13 protein-coding genes and 1 pseudogene are annotated in these 17,538 nt (G+C 68.4%); 3 read left to right on the top strand and 11 right to left on the bottom strand.

Features of this window, described 5'->3' with window-relative positions:
* Positions 1-100: 100 nt before the first annotated feature.
* From G3O06_RS39970 to G3O06_RS39960, 3 genes and pseudogenes are all read right to left on the bottom strand, one after another.
* A pseudogene (locus G3O06_RS39970) lies at positions 101-1,429 on the bottom strand (efflux transporter outer membrane subunit); the annotation flags it as partial.
* A gap of 2 nt (positions 1,430-1,431) precedes the next feature.
* Entirely contained in the window at positions 1,432-4,578 is a 3,147-nt protein-coding gene (locus G3O06_RS39965) for an efflux RND transporter permease subunit (RefSeq protein ID WP_205819391.1), read from the bottom strand.
* On the bottom strand, positions 4,575-5,684 hold the full coding sequence (locus tag G3O06_RS39960) for an efflux RND transporter periplasmic adaptor subunit (RefSeq protein ID WP_205819390.1): 1,110 nt from the start codon (positions 5,682-5,684) through the stop codon (positions 4,575-4,577). Before G3O06_RS39960 ends, G3O06_RS39965 begins: the two co-directional genes overlap by 4 nt.
* 186 nt (positions 5,685-5,870) lie before the next feature.
* On the opposite strand from G3O06_RS39960, the gene G3O06_RS39955 reads away from it, so the two are divergent.
* Positions 5,871-6,491 (top strand): TetR family transcriptional regulator, encoded by a 621-nt coding sequence (locus tag G3O06_RS39955; RefSeq protein WP_174973110.1) that lies wholly within the window; start codon positions 5,871-5,873, stop codon positions 6,489-6,491.
* Between the two features lie 51 nt (positions 6,492-6,542).
* On the opposite strand, the gene G3O06_RS39950 is transcribed toward G3O06_RS39955, so the two are convergent.
* Both G3O06_RS39950 and G3O06_RS39945 read right to left on the bottom strand, forming a co-directional pair.
* Positions 6,543-8,276 (bottom strand): ClcB-like voltage-gated chloride channel protein, encoded by a 1,734-nt coding sequence (locus G3O06_RS39950; RefSeq protein ID WP_205819392.1) that lies wholly within the window; start codon positions 8,274-8,276, stop codon positions 6,543-6,545.
* 103 nt (positions 8,277-8,379) lie between these two features.
* Complete coding sequence (locus G3O06_RS39945; RefSeq protein ID WP_174916912.1) at positions 8,380-9,447, bottom strand: YeiH family protein; 1,068 nt, start codon at positions 9,445-9,447, stop codon at positions 8,380-8,382.
* Between the two features lie 112 nt (positions 9,448-9,559).
* Here G3O06_RS39945 and G3O06_RS39940 point away from each other — a divergent pair, with 112 nt between their 5' ends.
* The gene (locus tag G3O06_RS39940; RefSeq protein WP_205819389.1) at positions 9,560-10,453 is read left to right on the top strand and encodes a LysR family transcriptional regulator; all 894 of its coding nucleotides are present in this window, start codon (positions 9,560-9,562) and stop codon (positions 10,451-10,453) included.
* A 16-nt stretch (positions 10,454-10,469) separates the two neighbouring features.
* On the opposite strand, the gene G3O06_RS39935 is transcribed toward G3O06_RS39940, so the two are convergent.
* The 6 genes from G3O06_RS39935 to G3O06_RS39910 all read right to left on the bottom strand — a co-directional run bounded on the left by G3O06_RS39935 (position 10,470) and on the right by G3O06_RS39910 (position 16,078).
* Positions 10,470-11,966 carry a GMC oxidoreductase gene (locus G3O06_RS39935; protein ID WP_174916910.1) on the bottom strand — a complete coding sequence of 499 codons (1,497 nt, stop codon included), beginning with the start codon at positions 11,964-11,966 and terminating at the stop codon, positions 10,470-10,472.
* A gap of 37 nt (positions 11,967-12,003) precedes the next feature.
* Positions 12,004-13,491 carry a hypothetical protein gene (locus G3O06_RS39930; protein ID WP_205819388.1) on the bottom strand — a complete coding sequence of 496 codons (1,488 nt, stop codon included), beginning with the start codon at positions 13,489-13,491 and terminating at the stop codon, positions 12,004-12,006.
* An 8-nt stretch (positions 13,492-13,499) separates the two neighbouring features.
* Complete coding sequence (locus tag G3O06_RS39925) at positions 13,500-14,495, bottom strand: iron-containing redox enzyme family protein (protein WP_241020480.1); 996 nt, start codon at positions 14,493-14,495, stop codon at positions 13,500-13,502.
* Between the two features lie 10 nt (positions 14,496-14,505).
* The gene (locus G3O06_RS39920) at positions 14,506-15,471 is read right to left on the bottom strand and encodes an iron-containing redox enzyme family protein (protein WP_174973118.1); all 966 of its coding nucleotides are present in this window, start codon (positions 15,469-15,471) and stop codon (positions 14,506-14,508) included.
* A gap of 76 nt (positions 15,472-15,547) precedes the next feature.
* Positions 15,548-15,694, bottom strand: coding sequence for a hypothetical protein (locus tag G3O06_RS39915; protein ID WP_254599310.1), 147 nt, complete (start codon positions 15,692-15,694; stop codon positions 15,548-15,550).
* A 177-nt stretch (positions 15,695-15,871) separates the two neighbouring features.
* Complete coding sequence (locus tag G3O06_RS39910) at positions 15,872-16,078, bottom strand: hypothetical protein (protein WP_226207652.1); 207 nt, start codon at positions 16,076-16,078, stop codon at positions 15,872-15,874.
* A gap of 350 nt (positions 16,079-16,428) precedes the next feature.
* Here G3O06_RS39910 and G3O06_RS39905 point away from each other — a divergent pair, with 350 nt between their 5' ends.
* On the top strand, positions 16,429-17,436 hold the full coding sequence (locus G3O06_RS39905; protein WP_205819387.1) for an iron-containing redox enzyme family protein: 1,008 nt from the start codon (positions 16,429-16,431) through the stop codon (positions 17,434-17,436).
* Positions 17,437-17,538 lie beyond the last annotated feature (102 nt).

Here is a 17,538-nt window from a genome sequence, read left to right as displayed (position 1 = left end):
CGAGGCGCATCGGCTGTGTGTATTTTTTTTTGTCAAGCAGACGACGCCATACAAGATGGAGGCAGTTGACTGGAGTTCAGCCGTTGGCTCTCCCCGTCTCGCCGAGCCGCACGCGGGCCGCCGCGTCGTCGTACGCGCCGCGCGCGGACAACGCGGCGCGGGACGATGCGTCGAGCGCTTCCGCATCGTGCTCGAGCGCCGCGAGTGAATCGGCGACATTCTGGAACGCGCCGAGCACGGCCTGCTTGTACTGGTCGACGGCGGCCTCGTAGGTCGCCTTCGCCGCGCGACGCTGCGCGAGCAGCGCGCCGCCGTGGAAGATCGGCTGGCTCAGCGACGCGCCGACGTTCCAGATCGAGCCGGCGCCCGACAGCATCGTCGGCCAGCTGAAGCCGCCTTTGCCCATCGCGGCCGACAGCGACAGCTGCGGGAACAGCTGCGCGGTCGCGAGGCCCACTTCGGCCGCGGCGGCCTTCAGCCCCGCGTCGGCCGCCTGGATGTCCGGGCGGCTTTGCAGCAGGTCCGACGGCACGACGACGGGCACCTGCTCGGGCAGGTGCAGATCGGCGAGCGTGAGATCGGCCGGCGGTTGGTCGGGCGTGCGGCCGACCAGCACCGCGAGCGCATGGCGTGCCGAGTCGCGTTGCTGGCGCAGCGCGGGCAGGCTCGCCGCGAACGTGTCGGCGCTTTGCCGCGCGTTCAGCGCGTCGCTGCGCGATGCGGAACCGAGCGCGTAGCGGCGTTCGGCATCGTGCGCCTGGTCGTTGGCGAGTGCGACGAGCCGCTCGGTCGTGCTGATCTGCGCGTTCAGCACCGACACCGTGATCGACGCGGTGACGATGTTCGCGGCCAGCGCGCGCCGCGCGGATTCGAGCTGGAACGCGCTGACGTCGACGCGCCGCGCCAGCGCACGGTTCGCGAAACGCGACGCACCGAACAGGTCGATCGTGTAGCTCGCCTGCAATTGGCCGACGAACGTGTCGTACAGCAGCGTCGGCGCGCCGAGCGCGGGAATCGGCACGCCGAGCGCACGCTGGCGCGTGGCCTGGCCGCCCGCGTCGATCGACGGCAGCATCGAGCTGCCGATCTGCCCGCGCAGCTGTTCGCGCGCGGCATCGAGCGAGTGCGATGCCGCGCTCAACGTCGGACTGTTGCGCAGCCCTTCGTCGACGAGCGCGTTCAACGCATCGGAGCGGTACTGCTTCCACCAGTCGGGCACCGGTTGCGCGCCGACCTCGAACTGCTGTGCGACGCCTTGCGCGGACACGGTCTGCTGGACTTGCGGCGTGGTGCCGTAGTGCGCGGGCGATGGCATCGCGGGCGGCTCGCCGCTCGGCGCGAACCAGGAGCAGCCCGCGAGCGGGCCGACGAGGCTCGCCACGGCGAGTGCCCGCACGGCTTTCGTTTTCAGGTTCATCGATCGATCCATGGTCAGGCTCCCGACGGCGCGGCAGGCGTGCCGCCAGGCGGCGGGCCGGCCTGCGGGTCGCGTTCGTCGTGCTTCACGCGGAACCACGTCGCATACAGCGCGGGCAGGTAGAACAGCGTCAGCACGGTCGCGCTCGTGATGCCGCCCATCAGCGCGGTCGCCATCGGCCCGAAGAAGTTCGAGCGCAACAGCGGAATCAGCGCGAGCACGGCGGCGGCGGCCGTCAGCGTGATCGGACGGAAGCGCCGCACGGTCGCACCGATGATCGCGTCGATACGCCGGTGGCCGACCGCGATGTCCTGCTCGATCTGGTCGACGAGGATCACCGAGTTGCGCATGATGATCCCGAACATCGCGATCACGCCGAGCATCGCGACGAAGCCGAACGGCTGGCCGAACAGCAGCAGCGTGGCGACCACGCCGATCAGCCCGAGCGGCGCGGTGAGCACGACCATCAGCACGCGCGAGAAGCTCTGCAGCTGGATCATCAGCAGCGTGAACACGGCGATCGCCATCAGCGGCATCTGCGCGTTGATCGACTTCTGCGCCTTCGCGCTTTCCTCGACCGAGCCGCCGATGTTGATCTGATAGCCGACCGGCAGCTGCGCGCGCAACGCGTTCAGCTTTGCGTCGACCGCATGCGTGACGTCGATGCCCTGCGCGCCGGCGCGCACGTCCGACTGCACGGTGATGGTCGGCTGGCGGTCGCGCTCCCACACGACGCCGTATTCGAGTGTCGGCTTGAAGCGGCCGAGCGAGCCGAGCGGCACCGGGCCGTTCGGGGTCGGCAGCGCGAGGCCCGCCAGCTTCGCCGGATCGACACGGTCGGCCCGTGGCGCGCGCAGATCGACCGCGATCAGCTTGTCGCGCTCGCGGTACTGCGTGACGGTCGTGCCGGACAGTGTCATCGCGAGGAAGCTCGACACGTCCTGTGACGTGACGTTCAGCTCGCGCGCCTTCTTCTGGTCGATCTCGAAGCGCACCGAGCGCTCGGCCGGCTCGTCCCAGTCGAACTGCACGTTGACCGTGCGCGCGTCGCCGCGCATCGTCGCCGCGACCTTCTCGGCGATCGAGCGCACCGTCGCGATGCTGTCGCCGCTCACGCGGAACTGCACCGGGTAGCCGACCGGCGGGCCGTTCTCGAGCCGTGACAGCCGCGAGCGCACGGCCGGGAACTGCTCGCGCAACGTGGTTTCGAGCCAGGCCGCGAGCTTCTCGCGGTCCTTCACCGATTTCGCGGTGATCACGAACTGCGCGAAGTTCGGCAGCTGAAGCTGCTGGTCGAGCGGCAGGTAGAAGCGCGGCGCGCCGCTGCCGACGAAGTTCACCGAATGATCGATCTCGGGGCGCTTGTCGATCACTTTCTCGAGGCGTTCGGTCTCGCGCAGCGTCGCCGCGAACGACGCGCCTTCGGGCAGCCGCAGGTCGACGAGCAGCTCGGGGCGATCGGAGCTCGGGAAGAACTGCTGCGGCACGAGCGAGAAGCCCATCAACGCCACGACGAAGAGCGCGCCCGTGATCAGCAGCACGACGAAGCGCCGCTCGATGCACCAGTCGATCCAGCCGCGCAGCCGCCGGTAGAAACGCGTGTCGTAGATGTCGTGCTCGTGGTCGTCGGGCAGGTGCGCCTCGTGTGCTTGCCGCTTGCGTTCGGGCAGCAGGTGGAAGCCGAGCAGCGGGATCAGCACGACCGCCGCGAACCACGACGCGATCAGTGCGATCGCAGACACCTCGAAGATCGAGCGCGTGTATTCGCCGGTGCTCGATTTCGCGAGCGCGATCGGCAGGAAGCCCGACACGGTGACGAGCGTGCCCGTCAGCATCGGGAACGCGGTGCTCGTATAGGCGAACGCGGCGGCGCGTGCACGGGTGTAGCCCTGTTCGAGCTTCACGGCCATCATCTCGACCGCGATGATCGCGTCGTCGACGAGCAGCCCGAGCGCGAGCACGAGCGTGCCGAGCGACACCTTGTGCAGCCCGATGTCGAACAGGTACATGAAGAGGGCGGTGACCGCGAGCACGACGGGAATCGAGATCACGACCACCATCCCGGTGCGCAGGCCGAGCGACACGAGGCTCACGACCAGCACGATCGCGACGGCTTCGGCCACCGCTTCGAGGAAGTCGTCGACCGAATGCTCGACCGCGTGCGGCATGCTCGACACCAGCGTCAGCTTGAGGCCGGCCGGCAGTTGCGCCTGCAGGTCCTTCGATTCCGCGTCGAGCGCCTTGCCGAGCCGGATCACGTCGCCGCCCGGCTGCATCGTGACGCCGATGCCGAGCACCGCACGGCCGCCCGCACGCATCTGCGTGACGGCCGGGTCGTCGTAGCCGCGCTTCACCGTCGCGAGATCGCCGAGCCGGAACGTGCGGCCGTTGATGCGGATCAGCGTGTCGGCGATCGCGTCGACGTTGTCGAACTGGCCGCTCGGCCGCACGAACACGCGGTCGTCGGCGGTCGTCAGCACGCCGGCCGACGAGATGTCGTTCTGCGCGTTGATCGCCTGCCCGAGCTGCTGCGGCGAGATGCCGAGGCGCGTGAGCTGCGCGTTGTTCACCTCGATGAAGATCCGCTGATCGGGGTCGCCGAAATAGTCGACCTTGCCGACGCCCGGCACGCGCAGCAGCACGGTGCGTAGCTGGTCCGCGTAATCGTGAAGCTGCGCGGGCGTGAAGCCGTCGCCTTCGAGCGTCCAGATGTTGGTGTAGACGTCGCCGAATTCGTCGTTGAAGAACGGGCCCTGCACGCCGGGCGGCAGCGTATAGCCGATGTCGCCGACCTTCTTGCGGATCTGGTACCAGGTTTCAGGCACGTCCTTCACGGGCGCCGAATCCTTCATCGTGAAGAAGATCAGCGATTCGCCGGGGCGCGAATAGCTGCGCAGGAAGTCGATGGCCGGCGTTTCCTGCAGCTTGCGGCCGATCCGGTCGGTCACCTGTTCCTGCACCTGCCGCGCGGTCGCGCCGGGCCAGAACGTGCGGATCACCATGACGCGGAACGTGAACGGCGGGTCTTCGGATTGCGCGAGGCGCGTGTACGCAAGGATGCCCGCGAGGGTCGCGAGCGCGATCAGGTAGACGACCAGCGCCTGGTGGCGCAGCGCCCACGCCGACAGGTTGAAGCGGCCTTCTTCGTAGGAAACGCTCACGATGCGAAGTCCTCCGGATGCAGCGGCGCGATCGCGCGCACTTTCTCGCCCGCGCTGACCGTGTGCACACCCTGCAGCACGACGCGTTCGCCGGGCTGCAGCCCGTGCGACACCGTCACCGTGCGCTCGTTGAACCGTGCGACGTCGACGCGGCGCAGCTCGAGCGTGTCGTCCTTCGTGCGCACGACCCACACGGCCGGTTGCTGGCCGTCGTGGAACAGCGCGGTCGCGGGCAGCGTGATCGGCTGCGCGTCACCGATGGCCGGTGCGCCGTCGAACGCGACGCTGGCCGTCATCCCGAGCCGGATCGCCGGATCGGGTGTGGCGAGCGTGAGCTTCACGCGATACGTGCGGCTTTGCGGATCGGCGGCCGGTGCGATTTCGCGGACCTTGGCGGCGAACGGGCGGCCCGGCAGCGACGGCAGCGTGACGGTGGCCGCGTGGCCCGGCGTGAGCGATGCCAGTGCGGCCTCGGGCACGTCGCTGACGACATCGACGTCGCCGGACCATGCGAGCTGGTAGACGGCCTGGCCGGCCGACACGTTCTGGCCGGTATCGGCCTGTTCGGCGGTGATGTAGCCCGCGTGATCGGCGACGAGCGTCGCGTAGCGGAGCTGGTTCTTCGCGAGCGCGAGCTGCTGCTGTGCCTGGTCGCGCTGCGCGAGCGCCGACGTGTAGCTGTTCTCGGTCTGCTCGAGCTGCGCGGTGGCGATCAGGTTTTCGCGTGCCTGCGCGCGATCGCGGTCGAGCTGCTGCTTCGCGAACGCGAGGCTGTGCGTCGCGGCATCGAGCTGCGCCTGCGCGCTCGCGGCGTTCTTCTCGACGTCGGACGGATCGAGCAGCGCGACGACCTGGCCGACCTTGACCGTATCGCCGAGGCGCACCTTGCGCTCGATGATCTTGCCGGCGATGCGGAACGACAGCGGGGTGGCGTAGCGCGGCTGGATCTCGCCGGGGAGCGTGCGTGCGACGGCAGCGCCGTCGGCATGGGCGGGCAGCGCGACGACGGGGCGCGGCGCGGGCGGCGCGGATTCTTTCGGATGACAGGCGGCGAGGACGAGCGCGGCGCCGACCAGCAGCGCGGCGCGGGAACCGGAGCGATTCACGAAACCCCCAGATGAGGTGAGAGCGAGAGCGGAACGAAGCCGGCAAGCGCGGCGGGCGCTTGCCCCGAGCGGCGCCGGCACAGGCGTGCGGACACCATCTTTCAGAAACTGTGGCGAATTCTAATACACACCTGTATCTGAATGCAAAGATGAATCCGAAAGGTAAAGGGTGCTAGACTGCGCGCCATGAAACCACAGCGCTTAACTCGCGAGCAGAGCAGGGACCAGACGCGCGAACGTCTGCTGAATGCCGCGCACCGGATTTTTATGAAGAAAGGCTATGTGGCCGCGAGTGTCGAGGACATCGCGGCGGCGGCCGGTTTTACGCGCGGGGCGTTCTATTCGAATTTCAGCAGCAAGTCAGACCTGTTGCTGGAGTTGCTGGAGCGCGATCACGCTGAAGTGCAGGCCGACTTCCAGGCGATCTTCGACGGGGGCGGAACGCGCGAGCAGATGGAGTCGATGTCGCTCGCGTATTACCGGACGCTGTTTCAGGACGACGAATATTCGCTGCTGTGGGGCGAGGCGAAGCTGCAGGCCGCGCGCGACGCGAAGTTCCGCGTGCGCTTCAACCAGTTCCTGCATGGCAAGCGCCTGCAGATGGCCGAGTTCATCCGGCGCTTCTCGGAGCGCGCGGGCACGCCGCTGCTGCTGCCGGCGGAGACGCTTGCGTTCGGGCTGATGTGCCTGTGCGATGGCGTGCAGTCGTACTACTCGGCTGATCCGCAGCACGTGTCGGCCGAGGTGGCCGAGTCGGTGCTGGCGGGATTCTTCGCACGCGTGGTGCTCGGCCGCGCGCCGGACTGAGCGGGCCCTGGCCTCGAGCCGCGTTCGCGCTGCCGGCGGCGAGGCGCCCGGTCAGCGTTCGCCAGTCATCCGCCGGTACGCATCGAGCAGCGACGTCTTGTAGACGACCCCGGCGAGCGTCGGCTCGGCTTCGCTTTCGATCACCGGCAGGCGTTCGCCCTGGAACGCCATGAAGCGTTCGAGCGCGGTGGCGAGCGGCATGTCGGGCGTGAGGAGCGGAAACGGCGTGTGCGCGTAGTGCGCGGCCGTCTTGTCGGTCGTGTCGCGCTTGTCGAGCAGGTCCGACGTGATGTCCTTCAGCGCGACCGCGCCGCGAAAGCGCCCGGCGTCGTCGGTCACGTACAGATACTTCACCGGATATTCGAGAAACACGCGGGTCATGTCGGCGACGCTCGCGGTGAGCGGCACGACCGTCTGCGCGGGCTGGATCAGCGCGCGCATCTGCGTGGTGCGGATCCGGCTGCGTTCCTCGGCATCCTGGTGGTGGTGCAGTGTGATCTCGTACATCGACGTCGTGCCGGTCGCGCGCGCAACGAAGTACGCGAATACGCAGGACACCAGCAGCGGCAGCACGACCTGGTAGCTGAGCGTCATCTCGAAGATCATCAGGATCGCCATCAGCGGCGCCTGCGTGGCGCCCGTCAGGAACGCGCCCATCCCGACGATCGCGTACGCGAAGTACGCCGACGTATGGCCGGGCCACACGGCTTGCATCGCGAGCCCGAACAGCGAGCCGAACACCGCGCCGACGAACAGCGTCGGCGTGAAAACCCCGCCGATCGCGCCGGAGCCGACGGTGGCGGAGGTCGCGATCACCTTGAACACGAGCACCGCGACGAGTGCCTGCCAGGTCCACGGCGAATGGAGGATGAGGTTCACCACGCTGTAGCCGTTGCCCCACACGTCCGGCACCCATACCGAGATCACGCCGACGACGAGGCCGCCGAGTGCGAGCCGCACGGGCAGCGGCACGGGCAGCCGCTTGAACTGGTTCTTCGATGCATCGAGCAGGTGCAGGAACTGCGGCGCGAGCACGCCGCACAGCGCGCCGAGCACGACGAACAGCAGCACTTCGGGGCCGGTGACGGCCGGAAACACCGGCATCTCGTACGGCGGCCGGTAGCCGGCAAATTCGCGCATCACGATGTTCGCGACGACCGACGAGACGATCATCGGGCCGAGACTTTCCATGGCGATGCCGCCGAGCACGATCTCCGACACGAAGAATGCGCCGGCGATCGGCGCGTTGTACGCGGACGTGATGCCGGCCGCCGCCCCGCAGGCGACCAGCAGGCGCAGGCGCGGCGGGTCGAAGTGCACGAAGCGGCCGACGAGCGATGCGGCGAGCGCCGCGAGCTGCACCATCGGGCCTTCGCGGCCGATCGAGCCGCCGCTGCCGATCGTCAGCAGCGACGACACGCTGCGCCACAGGCTCTGGCGTACCGGCACGATGCCGTTGCCGAGCGCGACCGATTCCATGTAGTCGGTCTTGGCGGCCTGCTTGTCGCCGCGCGTCGCGAGCAGCAGCACGCAGCCGGCGAGGAAGCCGCCCGCGGCCGGCATCCAGAACCGCACGTACCACGGCAGGCGCTTCGCCATCTGCACGAAGCTGCCGCTTTGTCCGGAAATCAAGTGCTGCATCAGGTCGATGCCTTCGCGGAACGCCATCGTGGCAAAGGCGCCGCCGACACCGACGATGGCTGACCAGATCAGCATCGTATGGGCGTCCGACAGGCGGAACAGCGTTTGGGCGCGAGTGCGCAGCTTCAGCAGGAACGAGAGCACGGCTGAAAGAGGGCGATGGAAAACGACGCGAAGCATAGCACTGCGCCGCGCCCGCGGGACCATCCCGTCGGGCGCGGCGCGCGAAGTGTCACGGGCGGGCAACTCAGCCAAGCCAGTGCTGCACGGCCCAGGTGATCCCGTAGCCGCCGGCGATCAGCCACACGTACAGGATCAGGCCGGTCATCAGCGCACGGGGGCCGGCGGCGCGGATCTGCGCGACGCGGGTTTCGATGCCGAGCGCGGTCATGGCCATCGTCAGCGCGAAGGTGTCGAGCACGTTCAGCGTGTGCGTGACGTCGGTGGGCAGCACATTCAGCGAATTGACGATCACGAAGCCGAGGAAACCGAGCGCGAACCAGGGCACGGCCACCTTGCGCTTGCCTTGCGCGCCGCCGGCGGTGGCGCGTGCCGAGCGGGCCAGCCACCAGCCGAGCACCAGCAGCACCGGCACGAGCAGCATCACGCGGGTCATCTTGACGATCGTCGCGATGTGCGCGACCTGCGGGCTGATGTCGCTCGCCGCGCCGACCACCTGCGCGACCTCGTGGATCGTGCCGCCGAAGAACAGGCCGAGGCCGGCCGGATCGAGGTTCAGCAGACCGGCGTGATACGCGACCGGGTACAGGAACATCGACAGCGTGCCGAACAGCACGACGCTGCCCACGGCCATCGCGCTCTGGTGCGGCTTCGACTGCAGCGTCGATTCGAACGCGAGCACGGCGGCCGCGCCGCAGATCGCGCTGCCGGCGGCGGTCAGCAGCGCGGAATCGCGGTCGAGCTTCATGATCTTCATGCCGGCCCAGGTGCCGATCACGAGCGTGCTGACGACGACCAGTACCGACACCGTCAGGCCCGGCAGCCCGACCTGCGCGATTTCCTGCAGGCTCACGCGCAACCCGAAAAACGCGACCGCGATGCGCAGCAGCTTGCGCGCGGAGAAATTGACGCCGGCCGCCCAGCTGGCCGGCATGCCGTCGCGCAGCGCGTTGCCATACAGCGCACCGGCGACGATGCCGACGATCAGCGGCGACAGGCCGAGCCCCGCGATCGCGGGAAGCTGGGACAGGCTCGTGACGGCGGCGGCGAACAGCGCGACGAACAGCACGCCGTTCAACTGGCCGCGCATCGACGGCGCGGCGGGGCTGAGATGGGGAGTCGGAGCAGTGGACATGGAAGCACCGTGATGGAGCGTGTTGCGATGGTGTAATCCTAATTTCGTTATATCGATATGAAAAATTGTGATTTGTGACGTAAACTATCCGGAAAGCCGATAATTTATCCCCATGACCCCGGATCAACTGATAACGTTCGCCGCCGTCGCCGAGCACCTGAACATCAGCCACGCCGCCGTGGCGCTGCATCTGTCGCAGCCGGCCGTGTCGGGCCAGTTGCGGCTGCTGCAGGACGAATTCGGCGAGCCGCTGTACCAGCGCGAAGGTCGCGGCATCCGCCTGACCCCGGTCGGCGAACAGCTCGCGCAGTACGCGAAGGCGCAGCGCGACACCTTCGCGCAGGCGCGCGCGTTTCGCGATGCGGTACGCGGCCTCGAGGCCGGCACGCTGCGCATCGGCGCGAGCACGACGCCCGCGAGTTACCTGTTGCCATACCTGATTGCGGCGTTCCAGCCGCGGGCGCCGCGCGTGGCGATCCAGACGATGAGCGGCAACACGGCCGACGTGGTCGCGGCGCTGCCGTCGCTCGATATCGCGATGATCGAAGGGCCGCCCGGAGAGGCGCTGCCGCCAGGCACCGCGGTGCATGCATGGCGCGAGGACGAGATCGTCGCGATCGTGCCGTCCGGGCATCCGCTGGCCGCGCCCGACTATGCGTCGGGGGTCACGCTCGATGCGCTGGCGGCCCATCCGCTCGTGCTGCGCGAGGCGGGCTCCGCCGTGCGGCAACTCGTCGAGCGCGCATTCGCGCATGGCGCGGCGCCGATGCGCGTCGCGTTCGAGATCGCGGGCGTCGAGGCGGTGAAGGAAGCGGTGCGGGCCGGGATGGGTGTCGGGTTCGTGTCCGCGATGTCGCTGCGTCACGACGATGCCGCGCTCGTCCTGCGCTCGCTCGCGCCTGCGCCGCTCACGCGCCACTTCTCCATTCTCGTGCCGCACGGCGGCGCGCCGTCGCGGGTCGCCGCGCAGTTCCTCGCGATGAGCCTCGAGCAGACGCTCGCGTGACGGTCCCCGCGTGCCGTCACGCGTGTGCGAGCACCAGCGCGGCGCCTTTTTCGCCGATCATCAGCGCCGGCCCCTGCGTGTGCCCTGACGTGATGCGCGGCATGATCGACACGTCGATGACCCGCAGCCCTTCGACTCCGCGCACGCGCAACTGCGGATCGACCACCGCGTCGTTGCCGGTGCCCATCCGGCACGTGCCGACCGGGTGGCTGAGCGAGCCCGCATTGCTCAGGATCCAGTTGCGGATCTCGGCGGGCGTGCGTACCGACGGGCCGGGCGCCTGCTCTTCGCCGCGCCAGGCCGACAGCCCCGGCGCGTTGCCGAGCGAGCGCATCAGCTCGAAGCCCTGCACGCATTGCTCGAAGTCGCCCGGCGCCGACAGGAAGTTCATGTCGATCAACGGCGCGGTGGCCGGATCGGCCGAGCGCAGCGCGACGCGGCCCCGGCTCTGCAGCCGCATCATGTCGCCCGTCACCGAATAGAAACCGCGCAGCTCCTGCTCGGACTGGCCGCACGTATAGCGTCCGCGCATCATCTCGGCCGCATTGGCCGGCTGGCCGTCGGCATTCACGTTCGCCCAGACGATCGCGTAGCCCTCGTTGACGGGCTGGTCGAGGATCGGCTGCCGCGACGTCCAGATGCCCTGGAAGATCAGCGCGTCCATCAGGTTCGCGCCGACGCCCGGCAGGTCCGCCCGCACGGGGATGCCGAGCCGCCGCAGCTGCGCGGCGTCGCCGACGCCCGAGCGCATCAGGATCTGCGGCGAGTTGATGGCGCCGGCGCACAGCAGGATTTCCCGGTCGGCCGCCGCGCGCACGCGCGCGCCGCCACGGATGTAGTAGACCGCGGCGGCGCGCCGCGTGCCGTTGAACTCGATCCGTTCGACGAGCGATTCGGCGGCCAGCGTCAGGTTCGACTGCCGCGCGAGCAGCGGCTCGACGTAGCGCTGGTAGCTCGTCACGCGCTGGAAGTGCGTGTCGATCGTCGAGCGCAGCGGCGACACGCCGGCCATCGGGCGCCCGTCGTTGTAGTTCGGGTTGTAGCGGTGGCCGAGCTGCTCGCTCGCGCTGACGAACGCGTCTCCGAAGGCGTTGCGCGTGGTAGTGGTCGGCTGCAGCATGCTTTCGACCTGCTCGAAGTGCGGCGCGACGTCCTGGTAGCGCCAGCCGGCGCAGCCGTACTGGCTCGCCCACTGGTCGAAGTCGGCGGGCGCGCCGCGCACGTAGACCATGTCGTTGTGCGCGGTGCAGCCGCCCGTCACCTTCGCGCGCCAGACGTCCATCACGCGATCGTTCATGCGCGTCTGAGGCACGCTCTTGTAGCCCCAGTGAATCGCGTCGATGCGATACAGGCAGTTGATCTGGTTCGGGTCGCGGATCGGCGGGTAATGCGACGCGAGCGGCCCGGCCTCGAGCAGCAGCACCTTGATCGACGGGTTGGCGGCGAGTCGCGCGGCGACGATGCTGCCCGCCGAGCCGGAGCCGATGACGATGTAGTCGTAGTGTTCGTCCATGGGGTTCTCCTTGTGCGCGTGAGCCGGCGCGGCGCCGTCAGTCGCGCGGGTCGAGCAGCCTGCCGTACGGGCCGTGCAGCGCGAGCGCAGGCTGCGCGCCGTAGAAGCCGGCGATGCCGCTCCACGCGCGGTGGTTCAGCTCGAGCAGGAACAGGATGCGGCGCATCGCGATCGCCTGGCGCGCGGGGTCGATCGCGGCGATCTGCTCGAACGTGTCGCGCGAGATGCTGTTGTGGTTCAGCGATTCGTTCAGCTCCTCGTGGTCGCTGGACACGCTGTGGAACGCGTCGTTGTCCTTGACCGCGGCCATCAGGCGCAGCGACATCTTCGGCGGCTCGCCGAAGATGCCCTCGACGACCATGATCGCGGCGAACGACGTCACCGGATCGGCATCGGCGAGCAGCGTGAGCGCGTCGATGAACGCGAAGTGCAGCGGCAGCGGCACGATCTGCGCGAGCAGGCGGGGCGCGACGCCGAGCGCCTCGCAGGTCGTGCTTTCGAGTGCCTCGTGGCCGTATTCCTCGCCGTAGTAGCGGAACATCATCGCGCGCAGCGGGATGCTGAGCCGCATGCTCAGCAGCGGCGCGATGATTTCGACGAAGCGCCGCGTCACGTGGTACTGCTCGATGAACGGGCCCGCGACGAGCGGCGAATAGCCGCCGTTCAGCGCATCGACCGCGCTCACGTACGGATTCTCGCCCCAGCGGTTCAGCGTTTCGCGCGTGATCAGCTCGGTCTGGCGCATGAACTCGAGCCCGCTCGACAGCGACACGGTCGGCAGGTCCGCGCACGGCAGCCGCCGCGCGTCGTCGCCGCTCGCGGCGACGAGGCTCGACGCGACGAGCCACAGATGCGACATCAGGTCGTGCTCGTCGTACAGCCCGGCCGTGTCGAACCGCGCATCCTGCGCGGCGCTCGCGCGGGGCGCGCCGGAGAACACGTCGAGCATCAGGTCGACGGCTGCCAGCGTGAGTGGCGCCGCGCGGCGGAAGTATTCGAACTCGATGCGCAGCAGCGCGAGATGGAAGTTGGGTTCGACCTGCGCGTCGAACGGATCGTCGTGCGCGTCGAACAGCGTGCGCGCGGAGGCGGGCCGGTCGAGGTGCAGCCGCAGCGTCGCGGCGTCGCGCGCGATCGCGTCGCGCCGCGCGGAGTCGAGCCCGGCCAGGCTCGCGGTGACCGTCTGCGCGATGCACGAGTCGATCCGTGCGGCCTGCGCGGCGAGCGCATCGGCGGCCGTGTCGCCGGCCTCGCCAATCAGCGAATGCGTGTCGAGAAACGTGCCGAGCGCGTGCCAGCCGGAGTCGGGTTTGCTGTCGAGCAGCGTCGACCACAGCGGCGACGCCGTGTCGGTCAGGCCGTGGAGCTGCGCGGCGATCTGGTCCGCGGCGTCGCTGGCGTCGAACGCCAGCCGGTATTCATGGGCGCCCGCGCGCATGCTGACGAGCGCCGAGCCGGGCTCGTGGTGGATCGCGTCGATGACGAGGCGCGGCGACTGATAACGCTGAAATGTCCAGAGTTCCATGGCGGCCCTCAGTGGAAGATGCGCGGCAGCGGCGCGCTGTCGTCTGCGTAGTAGGCGAGGATGGCGTGTTCCTGGCGCACCAGCGTCTCGACCATCAGCGAGACGTTGCGTTTCGTGACCGTGCCGGCTTCGGGATCGATCGCGGTGTCGAGCGCCATCAACTGCCGCGAGATGTCCTCGTGCCGGTACGTGTCGTTCAGGTCCGCGTGTGCGCGCAGCGGCCGGTAGAACGCTTCGGGCAGGCCGAGCGCGACGCAGCGCGCGTCGAACGCGTCGATGAACGCGGGCTGTGCGCGCTCGAACAGGAACAGGCTCGCCTTGAACGACAGCGGATGCTGGCGCGCGTGCACGCCGAGCGCGGCCGCGAGCGAGAACGTCGCGGGCAGCGGCTGGTGCTGCTCGATCTCGGCATCGGCGAGCCCCGCGGCCTTCAGCGACGCCGCGAGAAACCGGTCGTGGCCGAGCTCCGATTTCAGGAAGTCCTGCAGCAGCGTGCGCTCCGCGGTGCTGGCGGCCCAGCCGAGCGCGGGGCCGATCAGCCCCGGCGCCGCGCGCACGATCCAGTAATACTCGAGTGCATAGCCGATCAGCTGGCGGCGCGTCGCGCGCTGTTCGACCAGCGCGCGCAGGAATGCCGAGCGCGCGCTGCGCGCGGCGGTGCGCTCCGCGATCCGGCGGATGTCGCGGTAGAGCTGCGCGCCGCTCGTCGCCACCGCGGCGCGGCGTGGATCCGATTCGATCAGCAGGCGCAGCGCGTTGAAATCGGCGAGCAGCGGCGGAATCTTGTCGGCGATGCGGCGCGAGCGCGTGGCCAGTTCCTCGGGCGTCAGGCCGCCCACGTGCAGGTCGCCGATCAGGCGCGCGACGTCGGTCGCCTCGTCCGGCGCGAAGCGGAACGTGCACTGTCGGCCGCCGGCACACAGCACGGCGTCGGTATCCGTGAGCTGAGAGGTGACGATGCCGCGGAATTTCGGCATCGCGGGAGCCGCTAGCGAGCTGTCCATGGTGATCGCCTCACAGGTCGGACACGCGCCGCAGCAGCGGCGCGTCGGAGGTGTAGTAATGCCAGACGGCCGTGTAGAAGTCGTCGTAGAGCTCGACGAACAGCCGCAGCTGGGCCTTCACGCGCGCGACGGTGGCGGCGTCGAGCACCGGGACGTCCTGGAAGATCGCGCGTGTCAGGCTGCCGTGCGCGGCGTTGAGGTTGATGTTCGCGTGCGTCTTGAGCGGGCCGACTAGCCCGTCGGGCAGTTGCGCGCGCTCGCACGCCTGGATGAAGCTGTCGTGCTGCATGCCCTGGCCTTCGAGCAGGCCGAGCGTCGTGAAGAAGAACAGCGGATCGCTGTGCGACCAGTACGCGAGCGCGTTGCACAGCCCCATCGTCTCGGGCAGCGGGATCGCATCGAGCATGTCGGCGCGGCTCAGCCCCGCGAAATTCAGTGCGCGCAGCAGGATTTCGTCGTGTCCGTACTCCTCGGAGAAGAAGCGGTTGAGCGTCAGCCGCACCGGCGTGCTCGGTACGTAGGACAGCACGGGCGCATCGAAATAGCTTTCGCGGAACAGGAAGTGCCAGTTCTCGATCACCATGCCGATCGCGAGCCGCTCGGGCAGATCGCCCGGCGAGCGCGTGTCGAGGCACGCGCGCCAGAACGGATTGCGGTAGAGCGTCTGCTCGCAGTACTGCTCGACGAGATCCTCGATCTCGAGGATCACTTCCGAGCCCGCGCGGCTCGCGACCGGCGCGTCGTCGTCGATCAGGCCGGCCTCGTCGAGCGTGCCGACCAGTTCGTCGAGCAGCGCGCGCGGCAGCTCGGGCTCGTCGCGCGCGATCTCGTCGAGATCGCGGCGGCCGTCGAACTGGTCGAGCGTGCGGGCCAGCGCGACGGCGGCGTGCGGGCTGTCGGGCAGCGCGTCGATGTGCCGCAGCGTCACGGGCGCCACCAGCCGCGGGCGGGGCGCGGGCGAATCGATCCGTTCCATGATGAGGCTCCCGAAGTGGGCGCGCGGGGCGGGCGTGCGGCTCGCCCCGCAACTGGCTGAACCGGTGCGGCGGCGATTACAGGTGGATCGCGATCAGCGTCGGCGTGCCGTCGGGCTTGTTGACGGTGACAAGGTAGTGCTTGCCGCCGAGCGTGCCCGTATTGATGTAGAGATCGACCTTGTGGCCGTCGAACACGTTCTTGCCCGGTTCGGCGTTTTTCACTTCATGAACCGTTGGTTGCTGCGAATTTGCCATATCGATCACCGTTTGAAAAATGAAAGGGCATCCGGCCTGATTCGAATAATCGGGCTGGAGGATTTACAGCGAAATCCGGAATGAAATGAGAATGTCGGGTTTATTTCCTTTCATCGGTTGTGCGGATGATTAATTGGTGGATGTTCATCCGCACATGGTCATGAACGCGGCCCGTGCCGAAAGCGGCAGGCCGTCCGCCTGTTTCGCGATCGCGACCTTGAGATCCGCGCCGCCGACGATCAGCGCGTGGCGATCGGCGCCGGCGCGCGGGTCGACGGTCTGCAACGCGTCGACTTCCTTGACGGCGACCTTGGTGCCTCGCGGCACGATGACAGTAAGCGGTTCACTCATAGCAACCTCCGACGATGAGAACGGGCGCAAGCGCCCAGCCGCCATTAGCGCGGCACGCAGCCATGCCGCGGCCAAGGCGGCACCGGAGCGGCGGCATCTCCGATCTTCAAATGCGGTGGAATGATTCGATGGAATGGAGCCCCGATTTATCTTCTTGTAAAAGTGAAAGTTATTTTAAGCATCTGCGGATTTCTTGAATTACCGGAATCCTGGAGATAATCTAGTACAACGTTTGCGCGATTCAAGATCGATTTAATGGCATGTGCAATTATTTTTCCTGAATCAGCACATGCGTCGATTGTTTCGAAAAATGCATCGACGGGTGGTCGAGCGAACCAGGAGACGAAGACATGGGCGAGACGACGGAAACCGGCGCGCGGCCGCGGCTGCGGCATTGCACGCTCGTGGCGCTGGCCGGCGAGCGGCTGGCGATGATCGTGGGCGACGAGCGCTTCGAGCTCGAGCAGGTGCAGGGCACGCGCGACGCGTTCCTGCGCATGAAGCGCTACCTGGACGGGCGGCACACGCTCGAGGAGATCGCGCAGCGCTCGGACGTGTCGTTCGGCAGCGTGCGGACGATCGTCGGGCAACTTGAGGAATTCGGCCTGCTGCGCCGCGAACGGCCGGCCGCCACGATCGCCGCGGCGGACTTTCTCGAGCGGGTCGAGCGCAGCACCCGGATGTGGCGTGCGCAGATCGGCTATCACCGGCTGTTCGGCATGCTCGAGCGGGGCGAGGCCAGCCGCGACCTGATCGCCGGGCTGCTGCTCGAGACCTACCACTTCGTACGGCTGGCGCCGCGTCACGTCGGCGCGGCGATCGCGCACTGCCGCGACCAGGCGACGGCCGAACTGCTGTGCGGCTACCTGGCCGACGAGTACGCGCATCACGGGCTGATCGCCGCGTCGGTCGAGAAGCTCGGCATCCCGCGCGAGCAGATCCGCGACGCGCATCCCGTGATCGGCACGCTGTCGCTCGTGAACATGCTGTGCGAGGTCGGCCGCGCGTCGTCGCTCGGATACCTGTGCTGCCTGAAGCTGATCGAGGCGAGCCCGGAGGACGAGGCCGGCGCGCGCGGCGCGTGGCGCGAGATCGCGCGCGCCGCCGGGCTCGACGCGGACGTGTTCGACGGCCTGATGCGCCATATGCGCATCGACGTCGGCGCGGGCCATGCGGGCCTGCTGGAGCAGGCGCTCGCGCGCATGCCCGACGTGCCGGCCGACGCCGCGCACGTCGCGATCAATCACATGCACGACGTGAAGCACGCGTTCGATCAGTTCCACGACCAGGTGATCCAGTACTACACGGACATGTCGAACTACGTGCCGCGGCTGAAAGTCGACTTCTTCTCGCTATGAGCGGAGCCGACGCGACAGGGCGGGGCGCGTGCGAACGGTTCGTCTATCTTGACTTCAATGCGCGCACGCCGGTCGCGCCGGAAGTGATCGACGCGATGGCGA

The sequence above is a fragment of the Burkholderia sp. Ac-20345 genome, assembly GCF_017104825.1.
Taxonomy (GTDB): Bacteria; Pseudomonadota; Gammaproteobacteria; order Burkholderiales; family Burkholderiaceae; genus Burkholderia; species Burkholderia lata_B.
The sequence above is the reverse complement of the archived record's forward strand: the minus strand, read 5'-3'. Positions and strand labels throughout refer to the sequence as shown.

What these genes read in the sequence shown, in the direction of transcription:
- G3O06_RS39955 (WP_174973110.1), top strand. Translation starts at nt 5,871, where the DNA reads ATGAAACCACAGCGCTTAACTCGCGAGCAGAGCAGGGACCAGACGCGC.
- G3O06_RS39945 (WP_174916912.1), bottom strand. Translation starts at nt 9,447, where the DNA reads ATGTCCACTGCTCCGACTCCCCATCTCAGCCCCGCCGCGCCGTCGATG.
- G3O06_RS39940 (WP_205819389.1), top strand. Translation starts at nt 9,560, where the DNA reads ATGACCCCGGATCAACTGATAACGTTCGCCGCCGTCGCCGAGCACCTG.
- G3O06_RS39935 (WP_174916910.1), bottom strand. Translation starts at nt 11,966, where the DNA reads ATGGACGAACACTACGACTACATCGTCATCGGCTCCGGCTCGGCGGGC.
- G3O06_RS39930 (WP_205819388.1), bottom strand. Translation starts at nt 13,491, where the DNA reads ATGGAACTCTGGACATTTCAGCGTTATCAGTCGCCGCGCCTCGTCATC.
- G3O06_RS39925 (WP_241020480.1), bottom strand. Translation starts at nt 14,495, where the DNA reads ATGGACAGCTCGCTAGCGGCTCCCGCGATGCCGAAATTCCGCGGCATC.
- G3O06_RS39920 (WP_174973118.1), bottom strand. Translation starts at nt 15,471, where the DNA reads ATGGAACGGATCGATTCGCCCGCGCCCCGCCCGCGGCTGGTGGCGCCC.
- G3O06_RS39910 (WP_226207652.1), bottom strand. Translation starts at nt 16,078, where the DNA reads ATGAGTGAACCGCTTACTGTCATCGTGCCGCGAGGCACCAAGGTCGCC.
- G3O06_RS39905 (WP_205819387.1), top strand. Translation starts at nt 16,429, where the DNA reads ATGGGCGAGACGACGGAAACCGGCGCGCGGCCGCGGCTGCGGCATTGC.